A 17,378-nucleotide genomic window follows, 5' to 3' on the forward strand; every position below is an offset into this window, starting at 1 on the left:
GCACCGTCATCGCACCCAACGACCCCAGCTGGGACCGCCTCACCACCCAGGCCAAAAAGGCTCAGGAGCACCCCCAGGCCTGGCTCGAAATGACCGACATCTACGGCGAACTGGCCGGAAATACAGCCTTCATCAACGCGTTCAGCCGCTCTCTCACGACGCTCTGGGAGATCGGCACTCCCGCCACGCTCAAACGCTACTTGGCAGCCGCGCTCTAGCCCGAGTAAGGTCCGCCCAGACCAAGAAGAGAGGGCGGCGTGGCGCAAAACCTCCTGGTGGGAGTTGATGTCGGCACGGGCAGCGCCCGGGCCGGTGTTTTCACGCCCGACGGCCACCTCCTCGGCCGCAACGAGAATCCCATTCTCATGCGGCGCACCGACGCCAATTTCGCCGAGCATGACAGCGAGCAGATCTGGACCGCCGTCTGTTCGGCCGTGCATGGGGCGATGAACCAGGCCGGCGCCGCCCCCGAGGATGTGGTGGGTATCGCGTTCGACGCCACTTGCTCGCTCGTCGTGCGCGATGGCCAAGGCGCCCCCGTCACCGTCTCCCGGGACGGAGAGGATCGCTGGGACACGATCGTCTGGCTCGATCACAGGGCGCTTGAAGAAGCGGACGAATGCACCCGGACCGGCCATGACGTGCTCCATTATGCCGGGGGCGTCATGTCGCCGGAAATGGAAGTGCCCAAGCTCATGTGGCTCAAGCGCAACCTGCCCCAGAGCTGGGGCCGGGCCGGCCAGATCTTTGATCTTGCCGACTTTCTGTCCTGGAAGGCGACGGGATCTGCCGCCCGCTCGCAATCCACCCTCACCTGCAAATGGACCTATCTCGGCCACCAGGAGCACCCCTGGCGCCAGGACTTCCTCGAGATGGTGGGGCTCGATGACCTCCTCGAGCGCGCAGCGCTCCCCCAGCGGGCCAGTCCCGTCGGGGAAAATCTCGGGGCCCTGACGGAAAACGCTGCGGCGGCACTGGGCCTCACCACCAAGTGCAGGGTGGGGGCAGGCCTGATCGACGCCCACGCCGGGGCCCTCGGCGTCCTTGGCGCCTTCACCGCCGACGTCGAAACCATCGATCGTCACCTCGCTCTGATCGCCGGCACCTCGAGCTGCGTCATGGCCCTTTCGGCCGAGGACCGCCCCACCACCGGCGTCTGGGGACCCTATTTCGGCGCGGTCCTGCCCGGTGTCTGGCTCAACGAAGGGGGCCAGTCGGCCACCGGCGCGCTCCTCGACCACATCATCCGCTGGCATGGCGCAGGCGGCGAGCCGACCCCCGAGCGGCATCTGGCGATCTGCCGCCGCGTGAGCGACCTGCGCGCCAGCGAAGGCCTGACCCTTGCCAACCGGCTGCATGTGTTGCCCGATTTTCACGGCAACCGGTCGCCGCTCGGCGATCCCTTCGCCCTCGGCGTCATCTCCGGGCTGACGCTGGACAGCGATTTCGACAGCCTTTGCCGGCTCTATTGGCGCACCTGCGTGTCGATCGCACTGGGCGTGCGGCACATCCTCGAGACGCTCAATACCCGCGGCTATGCCATCGACACCCTCCACATCACCGGCGGCCACACCAAGAACCCGCTGCTGATGGAGCTGTATGCCGATGCGACGCTGTGCACGGTCGTGGTTCCAGGGACACCGGACGCCACGCTTCTGGGCATGGCCATGGTGGCCGCCAATGCAGCAGGTCTATATTCCAGCCTCGACCAAGCATGTCTGGCGATGCAGCAGGGGGGCCAGTCCCGCCCGCCCGATCCGGCGGCCCAGCCACAGTTCGACAGGGACTATCGGATTTTCCTCGAAATGCTGCGGCAGCGGCAGGTCATCGACGCGCTCGAATGAGGATGGGTCCATTGCCCCAGGGTCTCGCCTTGTCGGCATCCTGTGCACGCTGACCGCGCGAAACGCGGCGGCCGGTGGAGGTCATCCCGTCGAACGGGCTGGCGGGAACCAAAAATCAGCAGTCGCCGTTTCAGTGTCACGCAGCCCGGAGGGCGCGCAGGACGATCCGACGGATCACTGGAGGACGAGATGACACACATGGAAATCAAGGCACTGGAAGACGCTGGCCGGGACACCGCTGTTTGGACCGAAGCCTATGACGGCCAGACGCATTATTCCAGCGTCATCCTGGCTCTGATGCCCGCCACCTTCATCCTGTTCGTCGCTACCGCACTGCTGCTTGCGTTGATCTGAGCCTGATAGCGCAAGTTAGCGTCAACATGTCGAACCGGAGGGTCGCTCGATGCTCGGCACCATTCTTATCATCATTCTCATTCTTCTTCTCATCGGCGCCCTGCCGACCTGGGGCTACTCCCGTGGCTTCGGCTACTTCCCGTCCGGCATTCTCGGCGTGGTCCTGGTCGTCATCATCATCCTGGTGCTGATGGGCAGAATTTAGCGCCAGCTAAAACCGGCAACTCCACTGGAGTTTGCCTGACAACCTGCAGGTCGCCCCCCTCAGGTTGCCCCGACCCCGAGCGCGTCCCGCGTCTCGGGGTCGTTTTTGTCACGGCCGGGGCCGGAACTCACATGGATTAAGCTACGTTGTAGCGGCATCATCCAAGGAGCGTCCCAATGGCAAATACACCTGACATGGCCCCAGGCCGCCGCAAGGCTGCTGCGGCAGTCTCTTCTGTCGAAACCGAAACCCGTGAGCGCGAACTCGAGGCCCAGGTGGCCCAGTTGCAGAGCGACCTCAAGGCCATTACCGAAACCCTGAGGAAGCTGACGGAGGAGAAGGCCGGCGAGGTGCGCACCAGAGCTGAAATCGAACTGGAGCATCTCAAGCGCCGCGGACAGCACATGCTGGAGGACGCCCAGGGCCAGGCGGGGGAGTACGAGCAGCAACTCAAGGACTCCATCCGGGAAAAGCCGCTCACCGCCGTGGCCGCGGCCCTCGGGGTAGGCTTCGTGCTGGCGCTGCTCACCCGGCACTGACCATGCACCTTCTCCTGCCCCTGGCCTCCCTGCTGGGTATCGAGCTGGAAGGACTTTCGGAGCGGCTCAAGGCGAAGGCCGTGGCCTTCGCCCTTATCGGCGTATTCGGTCTTCTGGGACTGGGGTTTGTGCTGAGCGCCATCTTCATCCTGGTGGCGTCGCAGACGGGGGTGCTTCTGGCAACGGCGATCTTCGGCGGTGTTTTCCTGCTGCTCAGCCTCGCCATCTATGTCGGCTACAGCGTCAGCGAGAATCGTCACCGTCGGTCTGTCACGGAACGTCGCCGCTCCGCCGAAAAGGGTGCCTTCCTGTCCACCGCTGCAGCGGCCGCCCTGCCGCTGCTGCTGAAGTCGCCACTGATCGTCAAACTCGGGCTGCCGGCCGCTGCCATTGCCGCCCTGGCCCTCATGCGCAACGGCGACGACTGATCACTCCGCGGGCAGAGGGATCCATATCTCTGCCCGCACACCTGTTCCGGTCATCTTCAAATGAACGGAACTGTTGAGCACCTTGGCGAGGCTGCGCTCGATAAGCCGGGTCCCGAGGCCCGGCGCACCCATGGCGCCAGCCGAAGATGCTCCGGCTTCCTGCCAATGGAGCCGCAGCCCGCGCTGCGGGGCTCGCTCAATCGCCCAATGCAGGTCGATATGGCCCTCCGGGCTCGAGAGTGCACCATGGCGCCGGGCATTGGTGGTCAGTTCATGCAGCACCAATGCAAGGCCCAGCGCGGCATCGGGCTCGAGCAGGATGTCCGGTCCAGACACCTCCAGCCTCTCGGTCGGAACAAGGAAATCCGGACCCAACTGGTTCTCGATGATCTCAAAGAGCTGAATGCCCCGCCAGTCGCGGTCGGCCAGCAGAACATGGGCTTCCGAGATGGTGCGCAATCTGCCGCTGAAGGCTTCGAGGAAAACGGCGGGATCGGGATTGCCGCGCCAGGTCTGCCGCGCCACCGACTGGATCATGGCCAGCGTGTTCTTCACGCGGTGATTGAGTTCCCGCAACAAAAGCCGCGTCTGGTCGGCGGCCGTCTTGGTATCGGTGACGTCGATGGAGACTCCCATCATGATCTGCGCCCTACCCGCGGCATCGCGCTGATACACACGGCCACGCATCCAGATCCATCTGCTGCTGTGCGCCAGCCGGGCCTCGATGTCGAAATCGTCCCCGCTTTCGAGCGCACGCCCAAGCGCCTCGGCCACCATGACGGCGTCATCGGGATGATTCAGCGACAGGATCTGCTCGGACCTGAACGGCCCGGCCCCGTGGAGCCCGTACAGCCTGCAGAAGGTGTCGTTGCAGGTCACTTCATCCTTGCCGATGTCCCACAGCCAGCTTCCGACGCGCCCGACCTCGAGCGTCAGCGCATGGCGCCACTCCTCCCGCATCAGGGCCGCGGCCGTGCGCGCGCGCATCCTGGACTCGTCCTTGAGCTCGAACAGGCTCGCTGCGGTTTCGGCAAGGTCGTGCAACTGATCAAGCCAGGGGTCAGGGATTTCGGTCCAGGGCCTGGTATCGAAAACGCTCAGCGTTCCGAGGCGCTCCCCGCGGACACTGATCGGGACACCGCAATAGAACCGCACGAAGGGCGGGCCCAAGACAAAGGGGTTGTTGGTAAAGCGCGGGTCCTGGGTCGCATCCAGAACGGTCAGATGAGGCATCTCCTCTGCCGCAATGGTATGGGCACAGAACGAGGTCTCCACGGGCGTTTCCTTGGGACTGTCCATCCCGAAAGAGGCCCGGTGCCACTGCCGCTGTTCATCGATCAAGGCAATCTGCGACACCGGCACACCCATCGCACGGGCCGCCATGCGGGCGATCTGATCGAAGTCCTTGTCCGGACCCGTATCCAGCACCCCAAGATCGCGCAGCACCGCCAGCCTTGCCGAATCCGATACCACCCTGCGAACGTCATCGGGCAGGATGGGGATTTGTTCAGTCACGTTCGTTCCTTGAGCGGCACCGACACTGTGCGTTCATCAACAGCGGCTAACGACGGGGGACCCATCTAGTTCCGCCTGCTCTGCTCATCGGCGGACCGGGGCATGATGACCGTCAATGCTTGTCGCTCGCACCGCAGCACGACCTCCTCGTCGAGCGGGATGAGCTCGCCATCGATCACGGCGTGAGCGCGGCGTTTGCGCTTGGGGAACCGCAGCGTAATCTCCGGCGCGGCCTCCTCCTCGACAAGAGCATTGTCTCGCCACCGACCGGTGAACACGTCGAAGATCAGGCTCACGAGCTCTCCGGTCGTCAGCGTTTTTGCAACTACGACATCCAGTACGCCCTCGTCCAGGCGTCGCGCAACCGGCACTGGCGCTTCATTGAGGATGTTGTTCGAGACAACGATGCCGGCCACGGTTTTAGCCGTCCGGTTTTCCTTGACCAGAAGGTCAACCTCAAACTTCGGAGGATCAACCACTGCGGCTGAAATGGCCCGCACACTGGCCACCATCTTGCCGATGCGGCTGCGAAAAACCATCTGGTCCCGGATGCGCACCAGTCGCGCATGGATCCCGACGCCGAACTGGTGCACGAAGGGCGTGCCGTTGGCAGTCCCGATATCGATCTTCCTAAACTCGCCAGCAGCGATGGCACCGAGCGCCCCTGGGAGATCAAGCGGCCCACCGAGCGCCCGAGCAAACAGGTTCATCGTTCCCGCCGGCAGGACAGCGAGGGGCTTGCCGCTCTTGAACGCAATGGCCGCCGCGGCAGAAATCGTGCCGTCTCCGCCGCCCGCGACGATGGCGTCCACGTCCGACGCCGCCGCCTTCTCCAGAGCGGCTTCGATGTCTTTGCCCTCCACCACGGTGCATGTGCACTCGTGGCCCGCTTCAGCGAAAATGGATCTCGCCTCCGCGCAGAAGGCCTCCAAATCCATGGTGCGCAGGGTGCCGCCCCCCCGGTTCAAGATCATTTCGTAGCGCATCATGGTTCCATGGGTGAGGGGTCTGCGGGCGGTCTGTGCGCGCCCAATTCCGGCAACGCTATCCGGACCCTGAGGCCACCTTCGGCGCGCGGCTGGTAGTCCGGCACGCCGCCGAACTGACCGGAGAGCTGCTTGATGATGACGGAGCCAAGTCCCGGGCCATCGGCAACTTCCGGACCAAGGCCAACACCATTGTCGGCGACTTCGAGGACGGCAATGCCGTCTTCGCGGCGGAGCGACACCGAAATGGCTCCGGTTCGATCACCGGGAAAGGCGTGCTTGAGCGCGTTGGTCACCAGTTCTCCCACCAGAATGCCGATGGTCGTCGCATCACGCGCCGAAACCGCGATGGGCTCGATGCTGCTGGTGATGCTCATCCTATCGGCATCGACCTGCGTGGTTCGGATATCCTCGATCACCGTGCCCAGAAACTCATCCGCGCTCGCCGACTCCAGGTCGTCCCCGAGGCGAAGGCGGCGGTGGGCCGAAGCGATGGCGTGCACGCGAAGGCGGGCGGCCTCAAGAGCATTGCGCACCTCCTGGGACGGTGTGCGCAGCATCTGCAGGGCCAACAGGGACGAGACGGTCGCCAGGGAGTTGCCGATGCGATGGTTGGTGTCCTGCAGGATGGCCTCGACCCGTTGGCGCTCATGCTCGGCAAAGGCTCGTGCCTCCTCGATGGCGCGCGTCCGCTCCGCCACCTCCGCCTCCAGCGCTTCGTTCTGGCTCACCAGACCGGACTGACGCACGGTCAGGTCGGTGACCTGCCTCTGCGTTCGCGTCAACAGGGCATAGGCAAGGATGGCGGCGGCGGCGAGCGCTGCGATGAGCGCGGCAACCAGACCAATGCGGCTTCGATCGATGGCCGCGTTGCGCGCCTCGAGCTTTGCGTTTTCTTCCCCGATGAACGCCTCAAGCGTCTGCGTGACTTCAGTCATGACGCGGGCGCCCATGCCGGTCTCGGTCAGAGTCTGGGCCTCGGCGGCCCGGGCATTTGCGACAAGCTCGATCGTGCGGGCCATCTCCGCCATCTTTGTGGAGATGTCGCCCGTGATGCCGGCAACCTTGGCGGCCTGCCCCGGGTCCTCCTGCGTCATGGCCAGGAGTTCCTCGACGCGCCTGTCGATGCTCGAGACGGCCTCGCGGTAGGGCCTGAGGAAGTTCTCGTCGCGTGTCAGCAGGTAGCCGCGCTGGTTCGCCTCTGCCTGGCTGAGCGCGTTCATCAACTCTCGTGCGGCATTGCGCACGGCGTAGGTCTGGGTCACGTCGCCCAGTTGGCGGTCGATGCCCTGCATCAGCATCAAGGACGCTCCGGCCGCCAGACACACCAGCGCCAACGAAATCCATACGGCCAGTCGACGAGTGCTCAGCCGGGAGCGCAGCAATGGGCCTGCCATAACCACTCTTTCAAGGAGCAGGCCACACGCCTGCTTTTGAGCGCCAACGCCGCCGAAGCCATCCCGCTCCCGCCGGCCGCCGAATGCCCACCATGTGTTGCGCGATTGAACCACTAGATCAAGGGCCGGCGGCGTTCCTCGGGCTCTTCCCACTTGGCAACGCTGCGCAACCCTTCGGCATCCAGCACTTCGCAGCTCCGGTCGTGCCAGCGCAGCAGGTTGAGGTTGGCGAGCTTGCGGAGCGTCTTGTTGGTGTGGACGATGGAGAGGCCGAGCGTGTCGGCCACGTGCTGCTGCGTCAGCGGCACCTCGATGCGCCCTCCCTTGCCCAGGCCCACCGATTCGCCGCGCCGATAGAGAAATGCAACAAGGTATGCAGCCCGTTCGAGGGCGCTGCGCCGTCCCAGACTGAGAAGATGCTCATCGAGCATCCGCTCCTCGCGCGCGGCCAGCCATGTCACGTCGTAGCCAAGACCGGGGTGGTTGCGGTAGAGCTCGTGCAGGCGGTCGCGCTGAAAAACACAAAGAACCAGAGGCGTGAGCGCTTCTACGGCGTGCTCGAGCTCTCCCATAAGCGAGCCCTGGAGGCCGATGAGATCCCCCGGCAACATGTAGTTGAGAATCTGTCGACGTCCGTCCGACAAGGTCTTGTAGCGAAAGGCCCATCCTGACAACACGGTAAAGAGGTGTGCGCTGTTGGAGCCCTGCGAGAGGATGCTGGCACCGGGTTCGGCAACCAGCTCGCCGGTCTTGAAGGATGACACGAACCTCAGTTCGGTGGTGGTGAAGTCCCGGAAGCGGGGCATCATGCGCAGCGGGCACTGCTCGCACGGCACGCGTCGCCCACTGTTCGGCAATACAAGAGTCAAACCGGAAGCCCTACCCTCGAAGTCCGTTCACAACGTTGCATCACCCGGCTCGTTCCTTCTGCTCCTTGATCAACATGTCAAAGTTAAATGACACCGAAGGGTCCAGCGCCCATCAAGCGGGTCTTAACGGAGACATTCTGCATGCTGAAGGGCCGCACCGTCCTGATCGTAGAGACGGAGGCGCTGATCGCCATCGACATTCAGTCGACCCTCGAGTCGGCTGGCGCCGCAGAAACCATCATTGCCTTCAGCGCGACCGAGGCGTTGAAGCTCGCCGAGCATTGGGCCGGTGCCGCTCTTGCAGTGGTGGAGGTTGAACAAAACCGTCATGACCTGCTGGCTCTCATCCGTACGGTCGTCCAATCGGGCATTCCCACCGTCTGCATTTCAGCCGATTCGCGCCTCACTGCGGGCCTGCCGGGCCTGCCGAACGTAAGGGTGCTCGCCAAGCCTGTACCCGAAGAGACGCTTTTGGAAGCTGCGCGGCAGGCGCAGCTTCCAAGTCGCTAGAAGGAGTGGTTTCCGGAGGTCACCTGCGCTGAGACCGCGTCCGGACCATAATCGGACTCTCCGCTCACCTTGAGAATCTCCGTCAGGCGGGTTCGCGCGCGGCTGACACGGCTCTTCATGGTGCCCACGGCGCACTCGCAAATGGCCGCCGCTTCTTCATAGGAAAAGCCCGAAGCCCCGATCAGGATGACCGCTTCGCGCTGGTCGTCCGGAAGCTGGCTCAGGGCCTTCTTGAAGTCTTCCATGTCCATCGAGCCATATTGCGAGGGATGGACGGACAACCGTTCGGTGAAAGCCCCATCGGTATCCTGGACCTCGCGGCCGCGCTTGCGCATCTGGCTATAGAATTCGTTGCGCAGGATGGTGAAGAGCCACGCCTTGATGTTGGTCCCCATCTCGAAGCTGGACTGCTTGGCCCAGGCCTTCATGACGGTGTCCTGCACCAGATCGTCGGCCTTGTCGTGTTTGCCTGTAAGGGAAACGGCAAAGGCGCGCAGGCTGGGCAGAGTAGCCAGCATTTCGCGCTTGAAGGAAGTGCTTTCGGCGCTCATGCTATTCCCTGTTCCGCGAGGCATTCGTACCCGATTGTGCCTGCTCGGCACTGTCGAGCTTTTCCAGCAGATCGAGAAGCTGCGATGGTACGCCTTCCTCCTGCACCGCGCCATAGAGCGCGCGCAGTCGCGACCCGATGTCAGAATTCGGGCCTAGACCGTCATCCGCCCGCCCCGTCTGCTGCCGCGTACGTTGCTGGTTCAATTGGTTGTCTTTCGTCATTAGCTGGAACCGACCGATTCAAGAGCGCGTTTCGTCAATCGGACACAATGTGGGGCCATTTGAAAAGTTCCATTCATGCGTGGAACTTTCGCACTTGCTTGCCGTTAAGGGCGGGTGTGAGGTCAAACACGAAAAAGCGTCACTGGGAGTCTTCGTCAATGTCACTGTCTACGCGGATTGCGCCGCATCTGCCCTACCTGCGCCGGTTTTCACGAGCTGTCACAGGATCGCAAACATCGGGTGATGCGTATGTTGCCGCCACGCTGGAAGCTCTGATCTCCGATATTTCTCTCTTCCCCGAAGCTTCCAGCGATCGAATTGCGCTCTACAAGCTCTTTTCTGCGCTGTTTTCCTCTTCTTCGGTGACCATTCCCGAACCCGCCTCCAGCTTCGCCTGGGAGCAGCGGGCGGCCGCAAACCTTGCAAATCTATCGCCCAAGCCGAGGCAGGCCTTCCTCTTGGTGGCCGTGGAAGGCTTCACCCATCAGCAGGCGGCGGAAATCCTTTCGGCGTCAGAAGAGGAATTCTCCAAGCTCCTCGACGAGGCCTCACACGAGATTTCCCGCCAGGTCGCCACCGAGATCATGATCATCGAGGATGAGCCGCTGATCGCGATGGATATCGAGCAGATGGTGGAAAGCCTCGGTCATAAGGTGGTTTCCGTTGCCCGTACGCACAAGGAAGCCGTCAAGCTGTTCGACCAGACCAAGCCACGCATGATCCTGGCCGATATTCAGCTCGCCGATGGCAGCTCGGGCATCGATGCGGTCAACGACATCCTCAACACCCATTCGGTTCCGGTGATTTTCATCACCGCTTTCCCCGAGCGCCTGCTCACTGGCGAACGCCCCGAGCCGACCTTCCTCGTTACCAAGCCGTTCAATCCGGACATGGTGAAGGCCCTGATCAGCCAGGCCCTGTTCTTCGACGAAGGATCACGCGCGGCAGCGTGATGTGGGCAGCAGCGAATTCGAAAGGCCGGCGGTGAGCCGGCCTTTTTGTTGCCACACAAGGAACCACTCCCATCAAAAGCCGTTGATGAAGCAAGATTAAACCATGGAGCTTCCCATGCTGTATTATGCTCTCGTCTTTCTTGTCATCGCGCTGATCGCAGGCGTACTCGGCTTCGGCGGTGTTGCCGGCGCGTCGGCAGGTATTGCTCAAATCCTGTTCTTCCTGTTCCTCGCGTTCCTGGTCATTTCCCTGGTGATCGGCTTCTTCCGCCGCACCTGATATCTGACCTATGTTCTACAAGGCGGCCTAACGGCCGCCTTTTTTATTTGGGCGAAGGAAACAATGCATCGGAGCGCCCGGTTGCCCAATAGGCCACCAGGCCCACCCATTCGCGAACTGCTGTCGTCGCGGTCTGCATGTTGGTGGCGGGGTCTGCGATGTCGAGGCCGAACGTTTCCTCCCCGGTGCCGCGGTAGTCGACGGGCCAGGGCGTGACGGCGACGCCGGCCTGCCGAAACAATCCGACAGAGCGGGGCATGTGAAAGGCCGACGTCACGAGCAGCACCTCCCCACCTCCCGAAGGGATCATCGCTTTCGAAAACCGCACGTTCTCTGCGGTGTTGCGAGCCTGATCCTCGAGCACCAGCCGTCCCGCATCGATGCCTTGCTCGATGAAGAACCGCTGGGCGGAAATCGCTTCCGTTTCCATCGTAGGGTCATCCACAAGGACACCAAGCCCACCGCTGAACATGATCGGGGCCGTCGGATAAGCGCGGGCAAGGCGCAGCGCCTCGGTCATGCGGTCGCCCGCCACGTTCAGTTCCGTCACGTCACGGGCACCGCTGATCCGGCTGCTGGTGGCCCCGCCCAGCACGAAGATGGCAGAGACGGCCTCGGGCGCGGCCGGCGGCCGCGGGAAGCGGTTTTCCAGCGGCTGGATCAGCAGCGCGCCCAGCGAGGTGTAACCAAGCAGAAACAGCATCGCTGCGGCGGCCGTGACCGCTGCGATCCCGGTGCGCCGCCACCGCCGGATGGTCGCCACCAGGGTCACCAGCATCAGCAACAAGATCAAGCTGAGGGGCTGGACGACGATCCAGACGATTTTGGACAGAACGAAGAACACGGGGAGCAACTCGCGGTGCGGAACGGACGTGGGGACGATTTGGCACTTGCACTCTCGCCAGCTTCTGTTTTTCTAGCGGCCGGTCAAGATTGCCAGAACAATAAGGCAGTCACCGGTCAGGAAGGCGCCCCAACGGCCCAATGGTGAGTATGACGCACGCTTCGCCCGTACCGACGGGATCGTCTCCCGTGGTGGAACTGCGCGATCTCCACAAGTCTTTCGGCGCTCTCGAGGTCCTCAAGGGAATTTCACTCGCCGCCGGCGAAGGGCAGGTCATTTCGCTGATCGGCTCTTCGGGCTCGGGCAAGTCCACGCTGCTGCGCTGCATCAACATGCTGGAAATCCCCGACCGGGGGGACGTGCTGATCGACGGCGAACCGATCCGGCTCAAGGGAGAAGGCGCTCGCCGCCAGATCGCCGACGAGGCACAGATCCGGCACATCCGGTCTGAACTGGGGATGGTGTTCCAGTCGTTCAATCTCTGGGCCCACCTGACCATCCTTCAGAACGTGATGGAAGCACCACTCACCGTGCAGAAGCGGGAGCGCGCGGAAGTGGAAGCCGAAGCGCGCGCCATGCTCGACAAGGTCGGCATCGGCGACAAGGCCGATGCTTATCCGGCGCAACTCTCGGGCGGCCAGCAGCAGCGCGCGGCCATCGCGCGGGCGCTGTGCATCAACCCGCGGGTGATGTTGTTCGATGAGCCGACGTCCGCTCTGGACCCGGAGCTCGAGGTCGAGGTGCTGCGGGTCATCAAGCTTCTGGCCGAAGAAGGGCGCACGATGATTCTCGTGACGCATGACATGGAATTTGCGCGCACCGTATCGGATCGGGTTGTCTTCCTGCACCAGGGGCTGGTGGAGGAAGAAGGATCGCCCGAGGCGGTGTTCGGCGCGACGCAGTCACCGCGCCTGCGCCAGTTTCTCAATGCGGCGGCCCATGATTGACGGCCCGACGAGAACAAGAACGATCAAGCAAAAAACGAGAAGGAGATCGACATGATGAAGAAGATGGTGCTGACGGCGTTTGCCCTGCTGGCGGTCAGCGCGCCGGCGATGAGTCAGGAGACCGTCCGTATCGCGACGGAGGGCGCCTATGCGCCGTGGAACTTCCTCGCGGACGACGGCAAGCCTGCCGGATACGAGATCGACCTCGGCAACGCCATTTGTGCCAAGGCCGAGCTCAGCTGCGAATGGGTCGTCAATGATTGGGACTCCATCATCCCGAACCTGTTGGCGGGCAACTACGACGCCATCATGGCCGGCATGTCCATCACCGAGGAACGCCTGCAGACCATCAACTTCTCGGATGAATACTTCCCGGCCGATCCGTCGCGCTACATCGCGCCCACCGGATCGAGCGTCGACTTCGACAATCTCAAGGACGTCCGCATCGGCGTCCAGGGCGGCACGATCCAGGCCAGCTATGCCGAACAGAACCTGGCGGCCGACAACACCATCGTCTCGTTCACCACGGCCGACCAGGCGGTCGCCGATTTGGCCGCCGGCAACCTCGATGTGATTTTTGCCGATGGCGCCTATGTCGATCCCATCGTCGCCGCGTCCAGTGGCTCGATCGATTACGCGGGCCCCGAGGTCAATATCGGTGAAGGCATGGGCGTTGGCCTGCGCAAGGACGACACCGAACTCAAGGGCAAGCTCGACGCCGCACTCCAGGCACTCAAGGCCGATGGCACTGTCGACAAGCTGATCGCCCAGTGGTTCGACGGCCGCGGCCCGTACTACTCCAACTGACACCCTCGCCTCCTTCGGCTACGGCCGGGGGAGGCGCCATAAGATCGGCGCATGTTCGACGACATTGCCTTCTGGCTTGGCTATCTCACCAACGGCAAGCATCTGGCCTGGTACGCAAGTTTCCAGTTCACGATCTTTGCCGCGGTCATGGGTGGGCTGTTTGCCATCCTGTTCGGCCTGACAGGGGCCATGCTGAAGAGCTCCAGGTTCTGGCCGCTACGGCTCCTGGGGACGCTCTACTCGTCCATTGTGCGCGGCGTCCCGGACGTCCTGTTCTTTCTCTTCTTTCCCCTCGCCTTCGAGCAGGCGGTGGAGTGGCTCGTGGCGACCCAGGTCTGCTCGCCCGAGATGATCGCCGCACAGACCGCTGCCTGGCCGCCCTGCGGGGAAGCGAACTGGTATCTCGACACGCCGCAATATCTCATGCTGGCCAGCGTTTCGCTCGGCATCGTCTACGGGGCCTTTGCCAGCAACGTCATTCATGGCGCCATGCGATCGGTGCCCAAGGGGCAGCTCGAAGCTGCGCGCGCCTATGGCATGTCGGCCGCCCAGGTCATGTGGCGCATCCACATCCGGCAGATGTGGGTCTACGCCCTGCCCGGCCTCTCCAATGTCTGGATGCTCATCATCAAGGCGACCTCGCTGCTGTCCCTGTTGCAGATCGCCGACATCGTTCTGTGGGCGGACCGCCTCGGCGCCCCGAACTTCCTGCCGACGGTGGGGCTCGTTCATGACGACTGGCGGTGGCGCTACTACCTGGTGCTCTTCGTGTTCTACATCCTCGCCACGTGGGTCTCGGAGCGCGGCTTCGAGGCGCTGATGCGCCGCGCCGGTCGGGGCATCCTGAGCGAGGGCCGCGTCTGATGCAGGCCTTCCTCTCCGATCTCGGCTTCATGGCCCCCGCAGTAATGTTCAACATCTACTTTGCGGCAGCCTCGATCCCCATCGGCTTTGTCCTTGCCATCTTTCTTGCCCTTGGCAAGGCTTCGTCCAACCCGCTCATCAGCCGTCTCTCTCGCGGCTACATCTACGCCTTCCGCGGCTCACCGCTCTTTATCCAGTTCTTCATGTTCTATTCCCTGGCACTCTCGCTCAACGTGGCGCTCTGGAAGCCCTGGGGCCTATCGGGCGTCGTGCTGCACCCCTTGTTCATGGGCCCGCTGGTGCTGATCCTCAACACCGCCGCCTATACGGCCGAGATTTTCTATGGCGCGCTGCGCGCCGTGCCGGGCGGGGAACTGGAAGCCGCCCGCGCTTATGGCATGAAGCCCGCGCAGCAGTTCCGCCGCGTGACATGGCCGAACCTGATCCGGCTGGCCTGGCCCGCCTACACCAATGAGGTGGTGTTCCTGTTCCACGCCACGGCCATCGTCTATTTTGCCCTGCCCGTAGTGGGGGGGCAGAAGGACCTGATGATCACGGCCAAGGATTTGTTCGAGCGCGATTACAACGCCTTCCTCCACTTCTCGGTGGCGGCGCTGTTCTTCCTCTGCGTGTCGCTCGTGGTGTTCTTCGTGTTCGGCCTGATCTACCGCCGGCTCATCCGGCACATGCCGCCGCAACCGGGCTTGCGCTTCTCGTTCAACTGGTTGCGCTAGGCCGAGGCGCGAAGCGCGCGCCTGGCTTCCTCCGCCACATCGGGTGCCCGCGTGGGGACGGTCGAGAGCAGGTAATGCGGCATGTCGCGCGGATCGAGCGGCCGGGCAAAATAGAAACCCTGGAGCTGGTGGCACGCGATCTCGGACAGGAACGCGGCCTGTTCGGCCGTTTCGACCCCCTCCGCCGTGATCTTGACCTTGAGGATTTTACCCAGCGTCGCAATGGCGCGCAGAATGTCGCGGGCAACGCTGTCCTTGGCGGACGCTTCCACGAAGGAGCGGTCGATCTTGATCTTGTCGAAGGGAAATTTCAGCAGGTAGCCAAGCGAGGAGTAGCCGGTGCCGAAGTCGTCCATGGCGATGGTGACGCCAAGCGCCCGCAATTGCTGCAGCTTCTCGACCACGGCCTCGGGCTCCTCGATGAGCAGGCCTTCGGTGATTTCAATCTCGAGGCGATTGGGCTTCAGCCCCGACTGAGCCAGCGCTGCGTTGACCACCACGCCGATGTCGGACTGGCGGAAGTGCCGGGCCGACAGGTTGACCGCGACCGTCAGGTGCTCCGGCCATTGGGTAGCGGCGAGGCACGCCTGGTGAATGGTCCAGTCGCCAATGGCAATGATGAGATGGGACTGTTCCGCCAGAGGAATGAACTCGGCCGGCGGGATCAGGCCGCGAACGGGATGGTTCCACCGCACCAGCGCCTCAAAGCCGGTAGGGGCTCCGGTTTCCGCATCGACCAGCGGCTGGTAGTGCAGGACGAGCTGGTCCTTTCCCACCGCCTCGGTCAATTCGTTCTCTAAGAGCCGCCGTTCGCGCGCCTCCGAATCCATGCGGCTTTCGAACATGCGGAACACCGACCGGCCATCGGTCTTGGCTCGGTAGAGCGCGAGATCGGCATTGCGCAGGATCTGGTCGGGGCGCGTCCCGTGCAAGGGCGCGATGGCGATGCCGATGCTGACGCCAACCATCATCTGCCCACCATCGACCTCGACCGGTTGGCAGATGGCCTCGATCAGCCGCGTAGCCACCGCCTGCGCGGCCTCGACGTCAGCCTCGTCGGGCAGGATGAGCGCGAACTCGTCTCCGCCGAGGCGGGCCACCAGATCCCCCTCCCGCACCGTCTTTTCAATTCTGCGAGCGACTTCGAAGAGCAGCCGGTCTCCGGCAAGATGGCCGCGGCTGTCGTTGACCAGCTTGAACTGGTCCAGATCCATGTACAGCACCGTAAACGGGCTGCCGTAGCGTTCGAGCCGGCCCACCGAAAGGGCAAGAAACTCGTTGAACTTCGCGCGGTTGAGCAGCCCCGTCAGCGAGTCGTGGTGCGCCAGCATGGTGATGCGCCGTTCGTCGCGTTTCTGGACAGTGATGTCCGAGCCTGTCCCGAGATAGCCCAGGTAGCGGCCGGTGTCATCGAAGGCTGGCTTGCCCGTGAGGCGCCACCAGGATTCCTCGCCCCCGGCCAGGACCTGCAATTCGACATCCTGGAAGGTCTGCCGGGCCAGCACTTCGTGCTCGATCTGGGCGATGACGGGGTCGGCCGGCGGCGTAATGCAGCGCAGGAAGTACAGAAAATCCGCCCCGATCAGGTCCTCTTCCGAAAGCCCCGTGACGGCGGTGAAGCCACCCGAAAGCCGGTCGATGGTGCCATCCAGGTCAATGCCCCAGATCCAGTCGGACGTGGTTTGCTCGAACTCGCGCAGCAGGAGGCCAATAATCTCCTGCTTTTCCTCGACCAGGGTCTCGGACGTGCGGAGGGCGACAAATGCCGCGGCGTGGTTGAAGGTGATCGTCACCGTAACAAAGGTCAGGCCGGTCAGCATGAGGGAAAGGATCAGCATGTCGCCCGATTGCCCCAGCCCGGAGAAGCCGCTGAGCATGCCCACGATAAGGGGCACGGTGAACGCGCCCATCGCCTGGGGATAGTTGATAAGGGCCATCATCGAGATGCACAGCAAGCCCCCTGCACCGATTATTGCCGCGCCCTGCAGCGCACCGGGCAGTCCGGACGGCAGCAAGGCCAAGGCGCAGGCCCAGCTGGTTCCGGCAAGAAAGCAGCTGAGCACCATCTGTCCGGCAAGGCTGGGCGCCTGGCCTGGCGATGACCTCAAGACGCGCGTGGCCAGCAGAGACGACCACAACAAGATCAGACTGGCGGCGCATAGCAGCGCCAGCACTGCCCATGCCCGCGGCCGGCCCCAAACCAGCAGCACCAGCACTGGCGAAAGGATCAGAGAGGTCGCGAGCAGCGCGGGCACCATGCGCCCGATCGAATCCAGTTGCTGCTTGAGGAGTTTCTCGCGCACGGGCACTGAAAGCCCGTCGGCGCCAATTGCCCGATCGACAAACGCATTGGTGGCTGAATGGAGCAGGCGCAGCAGGAGCATAGCGGCACCTTGGCCCATGCCACTTAATTTTGCGTGTTTTCTATTGCGCCCAAGCAGAGGATCGGGGACAGCGGAGGAATGCTGTTGATCGGGGTCACTGAATTACTAAAGATGCACCAAGATTCAGACGGCGGCATGAGCGGC

General features: G+C 63.2%; 21 protein-coding genes. 13 read left to right on the forward strand and 8 right to left on the reverse strand.

The features are described 5' to 3' along the window. The 6 genes from IC608_RS14500 to IC608_RS14525 form a co-directional block, all read left to right on the forward strand. Nucleotides 1-218: mannitol dehydrogenase family protein (locus IC608_RS14500; protein ID WP_486813318.1), on the forward strand; the 218-nt coding region annotated here is incomplete at its 5' end. Nucleotides 219-257: 39 nt separating this feature from the next. After that, entirely contained in the window at nucleotides 258-1,844 is a 1,587-nt protein-coding gene (locus IC608_RS14505) for an FGGY family pentulose kinase (RefSeq protein WP_191776970.1), read from the forward strand. Between the two features lie 189 nt (nucleotides 1,845-2,033). Further along, nucleotides 2,034-2,198, forward strand: a complete 165-nt coding sequence (locus IC608_RS14510; protein ID WP_191776972.1) for a hypothetical protein — start codon at nucleotides 2,034-2,036, stop codon at nucleotides 2,196-2,198. Between the two features lie 49 nt (nucleotides 2,199-2,247). Continuing rightward, nucleotides 2,248-2,403, forward strand: a complete 156-nt coding sequence (locus IC608_RS14515; protein WP_191776974.1) for a DUF3309 family protein — start codon at nucleotides 2,248-2,250, stop codon at nucleotides 2,401-2,403. Between the two features lie 176 nt (nucleotides 2,404-2,579). Then, entirely contained in the window at nucleotides 2,580-2,942 is a 363-nt protein-coding gene (locus IC608_RS14520; protein WP_191776976.1) for an ElaB/YgaM/YqjD family protein, read from the forward strand. 2 nt (nucleotides 2,943-2,944) lie between these two features. Next, nucleotides 2,945-3,370 (forward strand): hypothetical protein, encoded by a 426-nt coding sequence (locus tag IC608_RS14525; RefSeq protein ID WP_191776978.1) that lies wholly within the window; start codon nucleotides 2,945-2,947, stop codon nucleotides 3,368-3,370. On the opposite strand, the gene IC608_RS14530 is transcribed toward IC608_RS14525, so the two are convergent. From IC608_RS14530 to IC608_RS14545, 4 genes are all read right to left on the reverse strand, one after another. Further along, nucleotides 3,371-4,885, reverse strand: coding sequence for an HWE histidine kinase domain-containing protein (locus IC608_RS14530; protein ID WP_191776987.1), 1,515 nt, complete (start codon nucleotides 4,883-4,885; stop codon nucleotides 3,371-3,373). 65 nt (nucleotides 4,886-4,950) lie between these two features. Continuing rightward, on the reverse strand, nucleotides 4,951-5,871 hold the full coding sequence (locus IC608_RS14535; protein WP_191776989.1) for a diacylglycerol/lipid kinase family protein: 921 nt from the start codon (nucleotides 5,869-5,871) through the stop codon (nucleotides 4,951-4,953). Further along, entirely contained in the window at nucleotides 5,871-7,268 is a 1,398-nt protein-coding gene (locus IC608_RS14540; RefSeq protein WP_191776991.1) for a sensor histidine kinase, read from the reverse strand. Before IC608_RS14540 ends, IC608_RS14535 begins: the two co-directional genes overlap by 1 nt. A 113-nt stretch (nucleotides 7,269-7,381) precedes the next feature. Next, nucleotides 7,382-8,077, reverse strand: a complete 696-nt coding sequence (locus tag IC608_RS14545) for a Crp/Fnr family transcriptional regulator (protein WP_191776993.1) — start codon at nucleotides 8,075-8,077, stop codon at nucleotides 7,382-7,384. A 201-nt stretch (nucleotides 8,078-8,278) separates the two neighbouring features. Between IC608_RS14545 and IC608_RS14550 the strand changes: the two genes are divergently transcribed. Beyond that, nucleotides 8,279-8,647: a hypothetical protein gene (locus IC608_RS14550; RefSeq protein ID WP_191776995.1), complete on the forward strand. Its 369-nt coding sequence runs from the start codon at nucleotides 8,279-8,281 to the stop codon at nucleotides 8,645-8,647. On the opposite strand, the gene IC608_RS14555 is transcribed toward IC608_RS14550, so the two are convergent. After that, complete coding sequence (locus IC608_RS14555) at nucleotides 8,644-9,222, reverse strand: RNA polymerase sigma factor (RefSeq protein WP_428055786.1); 579 nt, start codon at nucleotides 9,220-9,222, stop codon at nucleotides 8,644-8,646. The genes IC608_RS14550 and IC608_RS14555 overlap by 4 nt on opposite strands. Continuing rightward, entirely contained in the window at nucleotides 9,200-9,403 is a 204-nt protein-coding gene (locus IC608_RS14560; protein WP_248306422.1) for a NepR family anti-sigma factor, read from the reverse strand. Before IC608_RS14560 ends, IC608_RS14555 begins: the two co-directional genes overlap by 23 nt. 176 nt (nucleotides 9,404-9,579) lie before the next feature. Here IC608_RS14560 and IC608_RS14565 point away from each other — a divergent pair, with 176 nt between their 5' ends. Continuing rightward, on the forward strand, nucleotides 9,580-10,374 hold the full coding sequence (locus tag IC608_RS14565) for a response regulator (RefSeq protein WP_191777000.1): 795 nt from the start codon (nucleotides 9,580-9,582) through the stop codon (nucleotides 10,372-10,374). Between the two features lie 115 nt (nucleotides 10,375-10,489). After that, the gene (locus tag IC608_RS14570) at nucleotides 10,490-10,654 is read left to right on the forward strand and encodes a DUF1328 domain-containing protein (RefSeq protein ID WP_191777002.1); all 165 of its coding nucleotides are present in this window, start codon (nucleotides 10,490-10,492) and stop codon (nucleotides 10,652-10,654) included. 43 nt (nucleotides 10,655-10,697) lie between these two features. Here the strand turns inward: IC608_RS14570 and IC608_RS14575 are convergent, their stop codons facing one another. Next, the gene (locus IC608_RS14575; RefSeq protein WP_191777004.1) at nucleotides 10,698-11,498 is read right to left on the reverse strand and encodes an ElyC/SanA/YdcF family protein; all 801 of its coding nucleotides are present in this window, start codon (nucleotides 11,496-11,498) and stop codon (nucleotides 10,698-10,700) included. A gap of 149 nt (nucleotides 11,499-11,647) precedes the next feature. Between IC608_RS14575 and IC608_RS14580 the strand changes: the two genes are divergently transcribed. The 4 genes from IC608_RS14580 to IC608_RS14595 are packed head-to-tail and all read left to right on the forward strand — an operon-like array spanning nucleotide 11,648 to nucleotide 14,850. Then, on the forward strand, nucleotides 11,648-12,445 hold the full coding sequence (locus tag IC608_RS14580; RefSeq protein ID WP_191777006.1) for an ABC transporter ATP-binding protein: 798 nt from the start codon (nucleotides 11,648-11,650) through the stop codon (nucleotides 12,443-12,445). A gap of 51 nt (nucleotides 12,446-12,496) precedes the next feature. After that, entirely contained in the window at nucleotides 12,497-13,252 is a 756-nt protein-coding gene (locus IC608_RS14585; protein WP_248306423.1) for a transporter substrate-binding domain-containing protein, read from the forward strand. A gap of 51 nt (nucleotides 13,253-13,303) precedes the next feature. Further along, entirely contained in the window at nucleotides 13,304-14,116 is an 813-nt protein-coding gene (locus IC608_RS14590) for an ABC transporter permease (protein ID WP_191777008.1), read from the forward strand. Next, nucleotides 14,116-14,850, forward strand: a complete 735-nt coding sequence (locus IC608_RS14595) for an ABC transporter permease (protein ID WP_191777010.1) — start codon at nucleotides 14,116-14,118, stop codon at nucleotides 14,848-14,850. The genes IC608_RS14590 and IC608_RS14595 overlap by 1 nt, the downstream gene beginning before the upstream one ends. Here the strand turns inward: IC608_RS14595 and IC608_RS14600 are convergent. Then, nucleotides 14,847-17,234 carry a putative bifunctional diguanylate cyclase/phosphodiesterase gene (locus IC608_RS14600; protein WP_191777012.1) on the reverse strand — a complete coding sequence of 796 codons (2,388 nt, stop codon included), beginning with the start codon at nucleotides 17,232-17,234 and terminating at the stop codon, nucleotides 14,847-14,849. The genes IC608_RS14595 and IC608_RS14600 overlap by 4 nt on opposite strands. Nucleotides 17,235-17,378 lie beyond the last annotated feature (144 nt).

This window comes from Devosia oryzisoli, assembly GCF_014837245.1.
Taxonomy (GTDB): Bacteria; Pseudomonadota; Alphaproteobacteria; order Rhizobiales; family Devosiaceae; genus Devosia; species Devosia oryzisoli.

Excerpts from the sequence above, each read along its gene's own strand:
- IC608_RS14510 (WP_191776972.1), top strand. The coding sequence starts at position 2,034 with ATGACACACATGGAAATCAAGGCACTGGAAGACGCTGGCCGGGACACC.
- IC608_RS14515 (WP_191776974.1), top strand. The coding sequence starts at position 2,248 with ATGCTCGGCACCATTCTTATCATCATTCTCATTCTTCTTCTCATCGGC.
- IC608_RS14520 (WP_191776976.1), top strand. The coding sequence starts at position 2,580 with ATGGCAAATACACCTGACATGGCCCCAGGCCGCCGCAAGGCTGCTGCG.
- IC608_RS14525 (WP_191776978.1), top strand. The coding sequence starts at position 2,945 with ATGCACCTTCTCCTGCCCCTGGCCTCCCTGCTGGGTATCGAGCTGGAA.
- IC608_RS14535 (WP_191776989.1), bottom strand. The coding sequence starts at position 5,871 with ATGCGCTACGAAATGATCTTGAACCGGGGGGGCGGCACCCTGCGCACC.
- IC608_RS14540 (WP_191776991.1), bottom strand. The coding sequence starts at position 7,268 with ATGGCAGGCCCATTGCTGCGCTCCCGGCTGAGCACTCGTCGACTGGCC.
- IC608_RS14545 (WP_191776993.1), bottom strand. The coding sequence starts at position 8,077 with ATGATGCCCCGCTTCCGGGACTTCACCACCACCGAACTGAGGTTCGTG.
- IC608_RS14550 (WP_191776995.1), top strand. The coding sequence starts at position 8,279 with ATGCTGAAGGGCCGCACCGTCCTGATCGTAGAGACGGAGGCGCTGATC.
- IC608_RS14555 (WP_428055786.1), bottom strand. The coding sequence starts at position 9,222 with ATGCCTCGCGGAACAGGGAATAGCATGAGCGCCGAAAGCACTTCCTTC.
- IC608_RS14565 (WP_191777000.1), top strand. The coding sequence starts at position 9,580 with ATGTCACTGTCTACGCGGATTGCGCCGCATCTGCCCTACCTGCGCCGG.
- IC608_RS14570 (WP_191777002.1), top strand. The coding sequence starts at position 10,490 with ATGCTGTATTATGCTCTCGTCTTTCTTGTCATCGCGCTGATCGCAGGC.
- IC608_RS14580 (WP_191777006.1), top strand. The coding sequence starts at position 11,648 with ATGACGCACGCTTCGCCCGTACCGACGGGATCGTCTCCCGTGGTGGAA.
- IC608_RS14585 (WP_248306423.1), top strand. The coding sequence starts at position 12,497 with ATGATGAAGAAGATGGTGCTGACGGCGTTTGCCCTGCTGGCGGTCAGC.
- IC608_RS14590 (WP_191777008.1), top strand. The coding sequence starts at position 13,304 with ATGTTCGACGACATTGCCTTCTGGCTTGGCTATCTCACCAACGGCAAG.
- IC608_RS14595 (WP_191777010.1), top strand. The coding sequence starts at position 14,116 with ATGCAGGCCTTCCTCTCCGATCTCGGCTTCATGGCCCCCGCAGTAATG.
- IC608_RS14600 (WP_191777012.1), bottom strand. The coding sequence starts at position 17,234 with ATGCTCCTGCTGCGCCTGCTCCATTCAGCCACCAATGCGTTTGTCGAT.